At 39.0% G+C, this 14,480-nt stretch carries 11 protein-coding genes; 9 read left to right on the top strand and 2 right to left on the bottom strand.

The features are described 5' to 3' along the window. From PE36_RS22525 to PE36_RS22485, 9 genes are all read left to right on the top strand, one after another. Nucleotides 1–2,985, top strand: a 2,985-nt coding sequence (locus tag PE36_RS22525) for an NAD-glutamate dehydrogenase domain-containing protein (protein WP_006034426.1), incomplete at its 5' end; no start/stop codon positions are given. Between the two features lie 90 nt (nucleotides 2,986–3,075). Continuing rightward, nucleotides 3,076–4,086 (top strand): quinone-dependent dihydroorotate dehydrogenase, encoded by a 1,011-nt coding sequence (pyrD, locus tag PE36_RS22520; protein ID WP_006034425.1) that lies wholly within the window; start codon nucleotides 3,076–3,078, stop codon nucleotides 4,084–4,086. A gap of 100 nt (nucleotides 4,087–4,186) precedes the next feature. Then, complete coding sequence (locus PE36_RS22515) at nucleotides 4,187–4,747, top strand: cell division protein ZapC domain-containing protein (RefSeq protein ID WP_006034424.1); 561 nt, start codon at nucleotides 4,187–4,189, stop codon at nucleotides 4,745–4,747. Nucleotides 4,748–4,901: 154 nt separating this feature from the next. After that, complete coding sequence (rlmKL, locus tag PE36_RS22510; protein WP_006034423.1) at nucleotides 4,902–7,034, top strand: bifunctional 23S rRNA (guanine(2069)-N(7))-methyltransferase RlmK/23S rRNA (guanine(2445)-N(2))-methyltransferase RlmL; 2,133 nt, start codon at nucleotides 4,902–4,904, stop codon at nucleotides 7,032–7,034. Beyond that, nucleotides 7,034–7,270: a glutaredoxin family protein gene (locus tag PE36_RS22505; protein WP_006034422.1), complete on the top strand. Its 237-nt coding sequence runs from the start codon at nucleotides 7,034–7,036 to the stop codon at nucleotides 7,268–7,270. Before rlmKL ends, PE36_RS22505 begins: the two co-directional genes overlap by 1 nt. A 166-nt stretch (nucleotides 7,271–7,436) precedes the next feature. Then, nucleotides 7,437–9,347 carry an ABC transporter ATP-binding protein gene (locus tag PE36_RS22500; RefSeq protein ID WP_006034421.1) on the top strand — a complete coding sequence of 637 codons (1,911 nt, stop codon included), beginning with the start codon at nucleotides 7,437–7,439 and terminating at the stop codon, nucleotides 9,345–9,347. A gap of 15 nt (nucleotides 9,348–9,362) precedes the next feature. Next, entirely contained in the window at nucleotides 9,363–11,150 is a 1,788-nt protein-coding gene (locus PE36_RS22495; protein WP_006034420.1) for a DUF3466 family protein, read from the top strand. Between the two features lie 154 nt (nucleotides 11,151–11,304). Next, a complete protein-coding gene (rmf, locus tag PE36_RS22490) occupies nucleotides 11,305–11,481 on the top strand; it encodes a ribosome modulation factor (protein ID WP_006034419.1) in 177 nt (58 codons plus the stop codon). A 344-nt stretch (nucleotides 11,482–11,825) separates the two neighbouring features. After that, nucleotides 11,826–12,455 carry a LysE family translocator gene (locus PE36_RS22485; RefSeq protein WP_043994993.1) on the top strand — a complete coding sequence of 210 codons (630 nt, stop codon included), beginning with the start codon at nucleotides 11,826–11,828 and terminating at the stop codon, nucleotides 12,453–12,455. A 170-nt stretch (nucleotides 12,456–12,625) separates the two neighbouring features. On the opposite strand, the gene fabA is transcribed toward PE36_RS22485, so the two are convergent. Both fabA and PE36_RS22475 read right to left on the bottom strand, forming a co-directional pair. After that, nucleotides 12,626–13,144: a bifunctional 3-hydroxydecanoyl-ACP dehydratase/trans-2-decenoyl-ACP isomerase gene (gene fabA, locus PE36_RS22480; protein WP_198138644.1), complete on the bottom strand. Its 519-nt coding sequence runs from the start codon at nucleotides 13,142–13,144 to the stop codon at nucleotides 12,626–12,628. Between the two features lie 94 nt (nucleotides 13,145–13,238). Continuing rightward, nucleotides 13,239–14,480 (bottom strand): S16 family serine protease (locus PE36_RS22475; RefSeq protein WP_006034416.1); only part of this gene is annotated, 1,242 nt, incomplete at its 5' end.

Here is a 14,480-nt window from a genome sequence, read left to right as displayed (position 1 = left end):
GATAATGTACTTGATACCACAGAGCGTAGCGCTGACTTTATGTCAACCTTCTATCAAGTATGGGAAAACCGTTTAGAAAATGATGGTTTTAATAAATTAGTACTTAAGACTAACTTGTCTGGTCGTCAAATCTCGGTACTGAGATCATACGCAAAATACATGCGTCAAATTGGTAACAATTTTAGCCAAGCGTATATTGAGAACACGTTAGCGTCGTTACCTGAATTGGCGAATAGCTTGTATAGCTATTTCCACCAAAAGTTTGCAATGGACCAGGGCGAAATTGATAGCTTAGATATCATCGCTAACTTTGAAACTAAGCTAGAGCAAGTTAACAACTTGGATGATGACCGTATTATTCGTCGTTTCATCGACCTTATCACGGCTACATCACGTACTAACTTCTATCAAATTGATTCAAAATTAAAAACGGCAGATCAAAGCAAAGCGTATATCTCATTCAAATTTGAGTCATCACTGATCCCTGATATGCCATTGCCACTGCCAAAGTTTGAAGTGTTCGTGTATTCACCGCAAGTTGAAGGTGTTCATTTACGTGGTGGCAAAGTTGCACGTGGCGGGTTACGTTGGTCTGACCGTCGTGAAGATTTCCGTACCGAAGTGCTTGGCCTAGTAAAAGCACAGCAAGTGAAAAATACGGTAATTGTACCTGTCGGCGCTAAAGGTGGTTTTGTTTGTAAACAAATTCTACCTTCTCATAACCGTGATGAAGCCTTCAATATCGGTAAAGAGTGTTACCGCACGTTTATCCGTGGTTTACTTGATATAACTGATAATATTGTCGACGGTGAACTGGTTCATCCAACAAATGTCCGCTTCTATGATGAAGATGATTCATACTTGGTTGTTGCTGCAGATAAAGGGACAGCAACTTTCTCTGATATCGCTAACGAAATCAGTGATGAGTACAACTTCTGGCTTGGTGATGCATTTGCATCTGGTGGTTCAGTCGGTTATGACCATAAAAAAATGGGAATTACGGCTAAAGGCGCTTGGGAGTCAGTTAAACGTCACTTCCGTGAAATGGGCATAAACTGCCAAGAAGAAGAGTTTACTTGTATTGCTATCGGTGACATGGCGGGAGATGTGTTTGGTAACGGCATGCTGTTATCAAAAAGCACTAAGTTAATCGCGGCCTTTAACCACATGCACATCTTCATCGATCCTAATCCAGACTGTGCAACAAGTTATGCTGAGCGTGATCGTTTATTCAATTTACCGCGTTCAAGCTGGTCGGATTATGATCGTTCAATTATGTCAAAAGGCAGTGGTATCTTCTTACGTTCAGCAAAAGCGATCACGCTAACGCCTGAAATCAAGAAAATGCTGGGTACGAATTTATCATTAATGACGCCAACAGACTTAATTAAAGCTATCTTAACATCACAAGCAGATCTACTGTGGAATGGTGGTATTGGTACCTATGTCAAAGCAACGTCTGAAACCAATAATGATGTTGGTGATCGTGCAAATGATCATGTTCGTATTAATGGTAATGAACTCAACGTTAAGATTGTCGGCGAGGGTGGTAACTTAGGTTGTACACAGCTTGGCCGTATTGAATACGCCAAAAATGGTGGTCGTATTAATAGTGACTTCATTGATAATGTTGGTGGTGTTGATTGCTCTGATAACGAAGTTAACATTAAGATCTTACTTAACAGTATCGTCAGCAGCGGTGATTTAACACGCAAACAGCGTAACGAATTACTGTATTCAATGACGAATGAAGTATCTGAAATTGTACTTGATAATGCTTACAAGCAAACCTTATCAGTATCTGTTACTCAAACACGTGCAGCGGAGCAATTAAAAGAACAAATTCGTTTCATGCAAATCCTTGAACGTACAGGCAAGCTTAACCGTCAACTTGAATTCTTACCAAGTGAAGATGAATTGGCTGAGCGTCTGGCTAAAAACGAAGGTTTAACGCGTCCAGAGCTCGCTGTGTTACTTGCATACGCAAAAATGCAGTTAAAAGAACAGCTTAACTGCCCTGAAGTATTTGAAGATGAATTCTTATCTGAATTACTTATTACTGCTTTCCCACAGTTGTTACAAGACAAGTACAAAGCAGAGATGCAAGATCATCCGTTAAGAAATGAAATCATTGCCACTCAACTTGCAAATGAAATCATTAATGACATGGGGTTGAACTTTGTTGGTCGCATGCAAGATGAAACAGGCTCTCCAGTTGTAGAAATTGCGAAATGTTTTGTTATTAGTAAACATGTAATTGGCATGGAAAATATGTGGGATGCCGTGACAGGGCTAGACAACACAGTTGACTCTGCAACGCAGCTTGACATGTTATTTGAAAGCCGCCGCTACATTCGCCGTGCCACATGTTGGTTAGTGCGTTACCGCGATCGCAACATGAGTATTTCTGCTACCATTGCTTTCTATAAACCGATTTATGATGGTATGAAAGAAAATATTGAGCAAGTACTTGTTGACGTAGATAAAGAAAAACAAAGTAAACGTATTGATAGTCTAATTGAAAAATCAGTACCAGCTGATGTGGCACATGAGATCGTGCATCAAAATACACTATTCTCAGCTTTTGACATTGCAGATGTGTGCAAGCAGCACCAAGTACCAATGTCTTTAGTACAACCTATTTTCTTCTCGTTAGGTAATAAGTTACAGTTACACGACTTTATGCATCAAATTAACTTGCAACCAGTTGCTAACCATTGGCAAGCACTTGCAAGAGCTGCGTTCCGTGAAGAACTTGCGCTACAACAACGTAGCTTAACATCAGTGGTGTTATCTACTTGTTCATCAACAGGTAAGTGCGATATAATAATTGACGAATGGTTATCTGATCATGAAGTGCTTGTTGTTCGTTGGCTGCAAATGTTGACTGATTTTAATATGAGTTCTTCGCATGAATTTGCTAAATTCTCAGTAGCGTTACGCGAATTGAATTTACTTCACTTAAGCTGCAGAAGTGCAAGTTAACGAGTAAATTGATGTTTGTTTAGGCACACATTTAAAATGATTTAATTATGAAGCACTGTTGATACAGTGCTTTTTTATGAGGAATAGAAAATGTTATATCGTATTGTACGTGAATTTTTATTTATGCAAGACCCTGAAGTAGTACATGAAATGACAATCAAAGGGTTAAAATTAACAGGCTCTACTCCTTTAAGTTGCTTATATTCGCAGAAATTACCGAGCAAACCAGTGACCGTAATGGGACTGACGTTTGATAATCCAGTCGGTTTAGCGGCTGGTCTTGATAAAAATGGTGAAAGCATTGATGCATTTGCGGCAATGGGATTTGGTTTCATAGAAGTGGGTACTGTAACTCCATTGCCACAATCTGGTAATGAAAAACCGCGTATATTCCGAATTACACAAGCGGAAGCGATTATTAACCGCATGGGCTTTAACAATGCAGGTGTTGACGCACTTGTTGAAAATGTAAAAAAAGCCAACTATAAAGGTATCTTAGGTATTAACATTGGTAAAAACAAAGATACACCAATCGAAAAGGGCAATGAAGACTACCTGATTTGTATGGATAAGGTTTACCAATATGCGTCTTACATCACCATTAATATCTCATCACCAAATACCCCTGGATTGCGTACACTTCAGTATGGTGAAGCGCTTGATAGTTTATTAAGTTGCCTTAAAGAGCGTCAGGCTGAATTAACTAAAACGCACGAGAAATATGTACCGTTGGCGGTTAAAATTGCACCAGATTTAACCGATGAAGAGTTGGCTCAAGTTGCTGAGTCATTAGTTAAATATAAAATGGATGGTGTAATTGCAACTAATACCACACTAGATAGAACATTGGTACATGATATGCCTCATGCTAGCGAAGCGGGTGGTTTAAGTGGTCGTCCAGTACAGCACGCGAGTACTGAGATCGTACGTAAATTAGCAGTATTGCTTGATGGTCAACTACCTATCATAGGTGTAGGCGGTATTGATTCTGTTGTTTCAGCAAAAGAAAAGTTTGTTGCAGGTGCAGAATTAGTACAAGTGTACAGCGGATTTATCTATAAAGGCCCTAAATTAGTTAAAAATATCGTCAAAAGTCTGTAATTTTTAACTTGGTTTTAGTCTATTTTTCTGATAAGGCTATTTACTTATGGATCTGGTGTCGTTACACTAGGCGGTAGTTAATTACACTACTGGTATCAGGATGTTACTAGAACCAAGCAACAAATGGTATTGGCAATATGACTGCGCAAGTCGATTCATCGTTATTCAATTATCTGATGGGCTTGCGATGTCTTGCCATTTAGATAAACGAAACATGAATAATCTGTGCAAAGGCCGTATTAACTTTTGCGCAGAAGATTCAAGCTATTATTACTATTTCTTAGAAGCACTCAAAGATTTAGATTTTAACGTGCCTGAAAAAGTTCAAATAGCATTAAATGCGGTGACTAGTTTACGTTTCCAAAAAGTGAAAATGCCGCAAAGCTGGTTCTTTGACTATAACGATTCTGATGTTTCGTTTAGTACTGGCGACATTATCACCTTGTCTTTAAAAGGCCATAATGTTCAGTTCGTGATTCTTGAAGCCGATGAGCGTGTATCCACGTGCATGCTGTTAGAAGACACTGTTCAACTTTCTGATGCTAAAAAATTAGCCAGATTTGATGTTATTCGTGTTATGAACGACCGCGTTCAGTTACATAATGCAGTGGCAAAAAAAGTAACAGATGATTCATTTTCCTTCGTTCAGATCATGGCATAGCTTAATCTATCAATAAACCTCCGTTTATCTAACAATTTCCTCAACATGACTATGCGACTATAATGCCGCGTGCTATAGTTCGCCCCCATAAATAATCACATAACTTACTTTCTTTTTTATCAGAAAGTATCTCGAAATAATATAGGCTTTCAAATTGACTACACTCAACACTTATTTTGCTTCTTCACCTAAAGGTTTAGAGCTTCTACTAAAAGAAGAGCTAATTGAACTTGGCGCACAAGACTGCCGTGAAACAATGGCCGGTGTCTCATTTAAATCAACTCAATTAACAGCGTATAAAATTTGTTTGTGGAGCCGCTTAGCATCTCGAGTGACCTTACAATTAAAAACATTTAAAATCTTTGATGTATTAGACCTTTATCTTGCGGTAACAGGTATGCATTGGGAAAAAATATTCGATATCGATAAAACATTTGCTGTTTCTTGCTCAGGTACTAATGACAGTATCCGTGATACGCAGTTTGGTGCATTGAAAGTTAAAGATGGTATTGTTGATCGCTTTAACAAAAGCATGAGCGACCGTCCCAATGTGGCTAAAAATGATCCAGATGTGCGTATTCACCTGCACATTCGTCGTGAAGAAGCGACGCTTTCTCTTGATCTATGCGGTAATGGTCTGCATCAACGTGGTTACCGTCAAGGTACGGGCGCAGCACCATTAAAAGAGAACTTAGCAGCAGCAATCATTAAACGTAGTGGTTATACGGATGGTTTACTTGTTGATCCTATGTGTGGTTCAGCGACCTTACTTATTGAAGCTGCATTAATGGCTTTAAAAGTACCTGCCGGTATTTTACGCACACGTTATTGCTTCCAACAACTGAATGACTTTGATCAATCTGGTTGGGAAGAACTGGTTGCGCAAGCTAAATATCAAGCGCGCAAAAACATTGCGAACAGTGATTTAAAAGTATACGGCTTTGATAAGAGCTGGCGTGTACTTGACCAAGCAAAAGCCAACGTACGTGCGGCAGGCTTAGAACACATCATCGAATTAGAAACGGGTGACGCTAAAAACCTCGTTAACGATTTCACCAGTGAAGGTACATTAATTTGTAACCCTCCTTATGGTGAACGTATGGGTGAGCAACCTGAACTGATTGTTTTACACCAAGTATTAGGTGAACGTCTGAAGAGTGAATTTTCGGGCTGGAATGTTGCATTTTTCTCATCAAGCCCTGATTTACTGTCTCGTTTAGGCATGCGTGCAAATAAGCAATACAAATTGTTCAACGGTTCATTAGAGTGTTTCCTTAAAATTTACCAAATTTCATCGATTGCGCGTCAAGCCAAAGCACACGTTGAAACACAAATGACCCCTGGTTTTGCCGAAGACTTCCGTAACCGTTTAAAGAAAAACATTAAACAGTTAACGAAGTGGGCGAAAAAAGAACAAGTTAACTGCTACCGTCTCTATGATGCGGATTTACCTGAATACAATGCTGCTATCGATTTATACGGTGATTGGATTGTGGTACAAGAATACAAAGCGCCGAAAGACGTGCCAGAACAAAAAGCCAAACAACGTATCATGGATATTGTTGCTGTTACGCTTGATGTGACTCAAATTGATCCGAACAAACTGGTATTGAAAGTTCGCCAAAAACAAAAAGGCAGCAACCAGTACGAAAAAATACAGCAAGTTAAGTCAGTGTTTACGGTAAGTGAATATGGTGCTCAATTTGAAGTGAACATGAAAGATTACTTAGATACCGGTCTGTTTATCGATCACCGTCTAACACGTCGCATGCTTGGCCAAATGAGTGCGGGTAAACGTTTCTTAAACCTATTCTCATATACTGGCAGTGCAAGTGTTCACGCAATTCTAGGTGGTGCAGAATCATCTGTTACTGTTGATATGTCGAATACTTACCTTGATTGGGCAAAACGTAACTTTGCGTTAAACAACATCAGTATGCGTAAGCATGAAGTGGTACAAGCGGATTGCTTAGCCTGGCTAGCGCGTTGTGAAGACAAGTTTGACCTTATCTTTATTGATCCACCAACATTCTCAAACTCAAAGCGTATGGAAGACAGCTTCGATGTAGAACGTGATCACATACAATTGTTTACTTGGCTAGAGAATATTCTATCTGCACGTGGTGAAATTATTTTCTCTAACAATAAGCGTAACTTTAAGCTAGATTTTGAAGGACTTGAAAAACTAGGTCTTAAAGCAACCAATATTACTGAAAAAAATCGCTCTAAAGATTTCGCGCGTAACAAAAACATCAGTAACTGTTGGCTTGTTGAACGAGTAGCATAATGACTAAATACGCATTCTATACCACAGAAGGTTGTCACTTATGTGAGCACGCTTGGGAACTGGTGACAGCTCAACACTTGGTCAATGACATGACGCAAGTAGAGATCATCCATGATGAAGCTGACATCGCCCGTTATGGTATTCGTATTCCCGTTATTAAGAACACTGTGACTGATAAAGAAATTGGTTGGCCATTTGATACTGAAGAATTGGCTGATTTTATCGCACAAGACTGATTTAGGTGACTCAATCCGAGTGGATTCTCAATTACCAGTTAATTGTTAACGCTCGGATTTTTTCTATTTTACAACTTTATGTTAGAATCTATCTAACTGCTTGTTTCAACATTACCTATAATGGTTTTATTTTTGAAACAATTGAATTTTATATTAAGGAATTATCGTGGCTGTTATCACGTTACAAAATGCATGTTTAGCCTTCGGCGACTTACCGTTATTAAACCATGCCGATGCTGTATTTGAACGAAAAGAACGTGTTTGTCTTGTTGGCCGTAATGGTGCAGGTAAATCAACAATGATGAAAGTTATTGCCGGTGATATTCAACTAGATGACGGTGTAGTTCGTATTGAACAAGATGCCGTAGTTTCTCGTTTAGAGCAAGATCCACCGAAAGTAAGCGGTGTTACTATTTTTGATTTTGTAGCCGGTGGTTTAGCTGATATTGGTCAGGTATTAAAAGACTACCATCATCAATCTATTTTGGTTGCTGATGATTACAGTGAAAAATCGCTGAATAAGTTGATGCGTTTACAAGAAGAACTTGATAATCGTAATGGCTGGGAGTTCGAGCAAAACATTGAGCAAGTATTGACGCGTTTAGACTTAGACCCAGAAATGATGCTTGATAATTTATCCGGTGGTTGGTTACGTCGCGCCGCACTTGCGCGTGCATTAGCTTGTAAGCCTGATCTGTTATTACTTGATGAACCAACAAACCATTTGGATATTGAATCTATTCTTTGGTTAGAAGAGTTCTTAAAAGATTTCGCTGGTACCATCATTTTTGTAAGCCATGATAGAAGTTTTATTCGTTCAATGGCAACGCGTATTATTGATATTGACCGTGGTAACCTTTCGTCTTTCCCTGGTGACTATGACCAATATTTAGTTGCTAAAGAAGAAGCGCTGCGTGTTGAAGACGAACAAAATGCATTATTCGATAAGCGCCTAGCGCAAGAAGAAGTATGGATCCGTCAAGGGGTTAAAGCCCGTCGTACCCGTAATGAAGGTCGTGTTAAAGCACTGAAAGAAATGCGTAATGAACGTAGCGACCGTCTAAGTGTACAAGGTAAAGCTAAGATCACAGTGGATGAGACTTCTCGTTCAGGTAAACGTGTATTTGAAGGCGAAGATGTAACTTATGCTTACGAGAACAAGCAGATCGTCAAAGACTTTACCTTTAACATTATGCGTGGCGATAAGATCGCATTTGTTGGACCAAATGGTTGTGGTAAAAGTACTTTAATCAAATTGTTACTTGAAGAGTTACAACCACAAGCCGGTGTCATTAAATGTGGTACTAAGTTAGAAGTTTCTTATTTCGATCAGCACCGTACAGAGCTTGATCTTGAAAAGACAGTAATGGATAACTTAGGTGACGGTAAACAAGAGGTGATGGTTAATGGTAAACCTCGTCACATACTTGGTTACTTACAAGACTTCTTATTCCACCCTCAACGTGCTCGTACTCCGGTAAAAGCGCTGTCTGGTGGTGAACGTAACCGTCTATTATTAGCTAAATTGTTCCTAAAACCATCTAATCTTTTGATTATGGATGAACCAACCAATGATTTAGATATCGAAACATTGGAACTTTTAGAAGAATTACTTGCCAATTATCAGGGTACGTTATTATTAGTAAGCCATGATCGTAATTTCATTGATAACACAGTAACAAGTTGCTGGATGTTTGATGGTAAAGGGCAAATTACTAATTTTGTTGGTGGTTACCATGATGCTAAGAACCAACAAGCAAATACACAATCTATGTCAGCAAAGCCAAAAGCGAAAGCCGCGGTAGTTGCTAAACCAGCAAAACAAGAGAAATCAACTCAGGCCGTTAAGACCAAAAAACTGCCATACAATATACAAGTTGAACTCGATAAACTGCCTGCAAAAATGGAACAACTTGAAGAATTAGTTGAAACCTTGCAAGCTGAAATTAATCAACCTGATTTCTTTAATAAGCCTGCTGATGAAACGAAAGCAATGCTTGAAAATCTTGCTAACAAAGAGCAAGAACTAGAGACTGCTTTCGCACGTTGGGAAGAGCTTGAAGAAATGAAAGGCTAAGGAAACGTTAAAATAATGCATTTAAAAAAGACTAAGCTAGCAGGGATTATTAGTCTCCTTTTGTGTTCGAATGCAATTGCGGTGACAATCAGTGCACCGTCAATTAGTATTCCAACTGATGGCAGGTTTGGCCCATTTGTATCAGCTATGGATACATCTAGTGCTGCTACTGCAACAACAAGTACTGCGATTTATACTAATACATACGGACAACCATTTACTTTTGACATTGCTGCGCCTTGGACATATAACGAATATTGTCAATACAACGATGACGTATGTAAATTATTGTGGGAGGGCAAGGAAGGTGGTGATGGCAAAGACGGGCTTTATGCTTGGCGCAGTAATATTTTAAATACCTATAACGCTAACTATATTCCTGAGACAGAATATGAAATTTTAGGTTTTGATAGTAATGTCATAACCGTCGCTGAATCTACTAAAGTCACTGCAATCAATAGTACAGGGGAAAAAATTGGCAATATAACAAATAATACCGATTTTACTCGTCGCGGGTTTTATGAAGATAAATCATTACAAGCGGTTGATTTTACAAGTGATGGTACTAACAATGGCGGTTTTAGTTCTGTCTACGATTTCACCAAAGTATCTCTACCAGGATATGACAAGACATTGATTGTTGGTCAGTCAAGTGTTAATTGGCCTAATGCTAATGGTTCGAGTGGTCGTTTTAATGCATGTTTTAATGCAGGACCTGATTATAATGACCGTAATGACTATGATGATTTGTACTATTGCCCAGGCTTTAATTTACAAGCGTCATACTGGGTTTCTGATGACACGGATAATGTTAAAACATTCAGCAGCACATGGATTAATGGATTAAGCGGGCATGAAGATGATGCAACTTATATTGCCAATGCTTATGCGATAAATACCTCAGGTTTTGCTGTTGGTTTTTCAACACAAAATATTTATAATAATGATAGTGGGGGCCGTGCTCGTGCAACCATATTCATGCCTAAGGTGACGCCTGTAGAACCTGCAACAAGTCCTGTTACATCGACACTTAGCTACAAAAGTAAACTTGAAATAATAAAACTAAAAGAAGATGTTGGTAGTGATTTCGATAAGGTAATTCGCGATACAGTTGCAATTGATATTACAGATACTGTTTATGTTTCGGCTAATGTGCCGTTTGTGGCCGCAGATGGCACTGATAATGACTCACAAGCATTTATTGTTGTTGGTAACCGCACTTTCGAGGCGGTTCAAAACAGAAGCCGAGTTACCGAGTTTTACACTTATGATGTCGCTAGTGGTACGGTTCGCTATCCATTTAAAGCAAACCCTATTAAAGGTGCTACATCTCAAGTTAGTAAAATTAACAATGATGGCTTAATTGTAGGTTGGCGTGATGCCCGTGGTGAAACATCACCAAGGGAAGATGGATCTGCGCGTTTCCAAAGTGCCTTTATTTACGACTACAAAACTCAAAAAACAGCTTATTTAGATGACTTATATTGTGGTTCACTTGGTACTAATGAAGAAGTTCGTTATCGCTTTGCTAACGCGATAAGTATCAGTGATAACAATAGTGGCTCGTACACTATTGTTGCTAATGGTTTTGACTATAAGAATGTTGAGAACTACAAAAACAGAGTGGGCTCTACTCCTGTTGTATTAACAATGACGCTCACTGCTGATGAGATAAAAGATTTATCCACGGTATCTCAATGCCCAATAAAAGCAGATGAAGACTATGAACGAAGTGGGGCAGGCATGGGATGGTTTATACTATTGCCAACCATGATGCTGTTGTTCCGTCGTTTCAAACGTTAGTCATTAATCGCTAAACATCATTTTTGTTTCTCAAAGGCACAGTAATTTTATTACTGTGCCTTTTTTATTTGATTTGTCGAATATCTTGACCTATTACTTAATAGAGGCACGGAAAGTCTCAGGTTTAAGTTATATCATTTTTGAGGAATATAGAATGAAGAGACAGAAACGAGATCGTTTGGAAAGAGCATATTCGAAAGGTTACCAAGCTGGAACCGCAGGTCGCTCGAATGAAGTTTGTCCATTTCAAAGCGCAGATTCGCGCGGTCAGTGGCTAGGTGGTTGGCGTGAAGCACAAGAGATCCGAGGTACAGGGCTCTTCATGAAATAATAAGTGAATAGATACACAAAGCCTCGGTGAGAGAGGCTACTGAAGCCCCGTTATTACAGCCTTAGCACCTGTTGACGGGGTTTTTCATGTGTAATGAGTTGCATTAAATGGCATTAAAGAGTATTAATTGGCTCATTAAATAAATTGAACTGTTGTTCTTGCTACGTTATAGTTGCTCGTAATCTTGTTTGACATATAGTCGAAAAATTTAATCAGGTATTTATATGTATATAGTCATTAGGTCAGATTGTACTCACTGCCCGCCACTTTCATAAGATATCAACATAATTAAGTGATTTAAGGCGTATTGCTATACGTCATGATATTTTATTGGAGTTTTAAATATGACTATTAACACTATAATGGCCTTCGCTGGCATCGTTTTTCTATTGGCAATTATTCCTGGTCCCAACGCACTTCTAATCTTGTATACCTCAATAGCACAAGGAAAGCGACTGGCTTTCGTTAATATATTAGGTGTATGTTTTGGTTTTCTGGTTCATGCATTTGTATCAGCCCAAGGATTAAGTCTTTTACTGTCGCAGTCTTCCGTGGCTTTTAATATCTTTAAATGGCTAGGGGTAGGTTATTTACTTTGGCTTGGTGTGAGTAATATCAAAAATGGCTTAAAGCTATCTCAGCTAAAATTGGAACCGAATCAACGCCCCATGAACGCATCTTTGATCAGCAGCTTTACCAAAGGACTGTTGACTAATTTACTCAACCCCAAGATTGTGATGTTCTATTTATCTATCTTTCCGCAGTTTATTTCACCACAGCATATTTTAGAGCAAAGTATGATATTAGGTCTGGTTCAAGCTTTGGTTGTTGCCAGCTGGTTTCTTGTGGTCATTATTTTTGCCACGAAGCTTAAAGCTTTGCTCACCACACCTAAAATAGCGAAGTGGTTAAACTATGTCAGCGGTGGACTTTTTGTTAGTTTCGGGGTTAGTTTAGCTACCACTAGGTTGTAATGTGCTGTCTTGAAATGAAATTGAGATAAACTATAGTGGTAGGTAAGTTGGGGCATACACATCGCTAGGTATGTCTTACGGGGACAAATTCTGGCTCAGCATTTCACTGATTAACCATAAAAAAACGCCCCTAATAGGGGCGTTGATCATTATTCTGTATCAGTAAACGATTAGAATACTGAAGTATCTTGGAATAAGCCTACTTTAAGATCTTTTGCAGTGTAAATTACTTTACCGTCTACAAGCATTTCAGCGTCAGCAATACCCATGACCAAACGACGTAGTACAACACGCTTCATGGTAATTTTATAAGTTACTTTTTTATTTGTTGGTAATACTTGGCCTGTGAATTTAACTTCACCTACACCCAGTGCGCGTCCTTTACCTTTAGCGCCATTCCAACCTAGGAAGAAGCCAACTAATTGCCACATCGCATCTAGGCCTAGGCAACCAGGCATAACAGGATCACTGTCAAAGTGACAGTCAAAAAACCATAAATCAGGGGTAATATCTAGCTCTGCAGTAATTTCGCCTTTGCCAAATTCACCACTAGTACTATCAATGTGTAGAATGCGATCCATCATCAACATATTGTCTTTTGGAAGACGGATTTCAGATTCAAATAACTCGCCGTTACCACATTTAACTAAATCTTCTTTATCGAAGCTATTACGTTCTGTTGCTGACATAGGTACCACTTCAACCTCTAATTCGTTTGTCATAATAATATCCTTGTTATCTTGAAGCTATTCTAGCGTACATCTGTACGCCTAACAAGTCCAATCAGTTGTTACATCCCTGTTTGCCAATGATTTTAGCGCACAATTGTTTAAGTTTTTTTACAAAACCAGTTTCATCATCGTCTAATTTGTCGTTTTCTTCAGCAAGTAACTGAATGATATTGTAGAGACTTCCTTCATCGTCGACTTTTCCTGCTTTTATATCCATTAATAGCTCAATAGCTTGGTCGATATGGGTAATAGGATAAATAGCCAGTTGTTCATTGTTAACGGCAGCAACGAGCTTGTCGCTTAAGTTCAAGTTTATTATATTTGCCGCTGGAATTAAAACCCCCATGTCTGTTTGACCATTTAACTCACAGATCCGCAGGAAACCTTCAAGTTTTTCATTGATACCACCGACGGCAAGTACAGTACCAAACTGGTCGATAGCACCAGTAACAGCCAAGTTTTGTGCAATCGGCTTTTGCGCAAGCACGGATAATAATGCGCATGTGCCAGCTAATGCCGCACTATCGCCATCAATTTCACCATATGATTGTTCAAATACTAAATTTGCGCTTATCGGTAAAGGCAAGGGTTTTGCAAACGTATGGGTGAAAAAACCTTGAATGATCATCATCGATTTGGCGTGAATGTTGCCAGCTAATTCAGCTTTACGTTCAACATCAGAGATATCGCCATCACCATTGAGATGACCTGTCGCAGTAATTCGAATCGGCTCACCAAAACTCTCTGGGTGGCCATCCATTTCAAGCACGGATAAACCATTTATTTGGCCAATTTTTCTGCCGTGCGTTTCTAAAATAATTTGTTTTTCTATAATGCCTTCGTTACTCAGGCGGATATAACCATTCAACGCTTCATACTGCAGTTTTAACACTGTATTTAAAGTATCACTATCAATACTTTCTAACTTGTTACCTGATGCGATTTGATGGCAATAGCTTAACAGTGTTGTTAATTTAGCTTCGTTAAGACTGAGGTAGTTATTATGCTCACACCAACGACTGCTTAACTGTAATAGGCGCTTAAGGCCACAAGCCGAGAGGGGAAGCAAATTGGCGTCTGTGATTAGTGATTTAATATAACCGACATAGTTCGCTATATTTTGTTCGCTGACATTAAACTCGGAAGAGAAATCAATAAATGAACTGGCAAGACTTGATAACTCTCTGTCACCCTCAGTAAGCTGACTAATCGCGAAACGATCGCCGACTAGAATAACTTTAACGTCAATGGGTGCTGCGTCGGGTTTTAGTTCTGTTTGAATCGCTTGATTACT

The sequence above is a fragment of the Moritella sp. PE36 genome, assembly GCF_000170855.1.
GTDB lineage: Bacteria > Pseudomonadota > Gammaproteobacteria > Enterobacterales > Moritellaceae > Moritella.
The sequence above is the reverse complement of the archived record's forward strand: the minus strand, read 5'-3'. Positions and strand labels throughout refer to the sequence as shown.

What these genes read in the sequence shown, in the direction of transcription:
- pyrD (WP_006034425.1), top strand. Translation starts at nt 3,076, where the DNA reads ATGTTATATCGTATTGTACGTGAATTTTTATTTATGCAAGACCCTGAA.
- PE36_RS22515 (WP_006034424.1), top strand. Translation starts at nt 4,187, where the DNA reads ATGTTACTAGAACCAAGCAACAAATGGTATTGGCAATATGACTGCGCA.
- PE36_RS22505 (WP_006034422.1), top strand. Translation starts at nt 7,034, where the DNA reads ATGACTAAATACGCATTCTATACCACAGAAGGTTGTCACTTATGTGAG.
- PE36_RS22495 (WP_006034420.1), top strand. Translation starts at nt 9,363, where the DNA reads ATGCATTTAAAAAAGACTAAGCTAGCAGGGATTATTAGTCTCCTTTTG.
- rmf (WP_006034419.1), top strand. Translation starts at nt 11,305, where the DNA reads ATGAAGAGACAGAAACGAGATCGTTTGGAAAGAGCATATTCGAAAGGT.
- PE36_RS22485 (WP_043994993.1), top strand. Translation starts at nt 11,826, where the DNA reads ATGACTATTAACACTATAATGGCCTTCGCTGGCATCGTTTTTCTATTG.
- fabA (WP_198138644.1), bottom strand. Translation starts at nt 13,144, where the DNA reads ATGTCAGCAACAGAACGTAATAGCTTCGATAAAGAAGATTTAGTTAAA.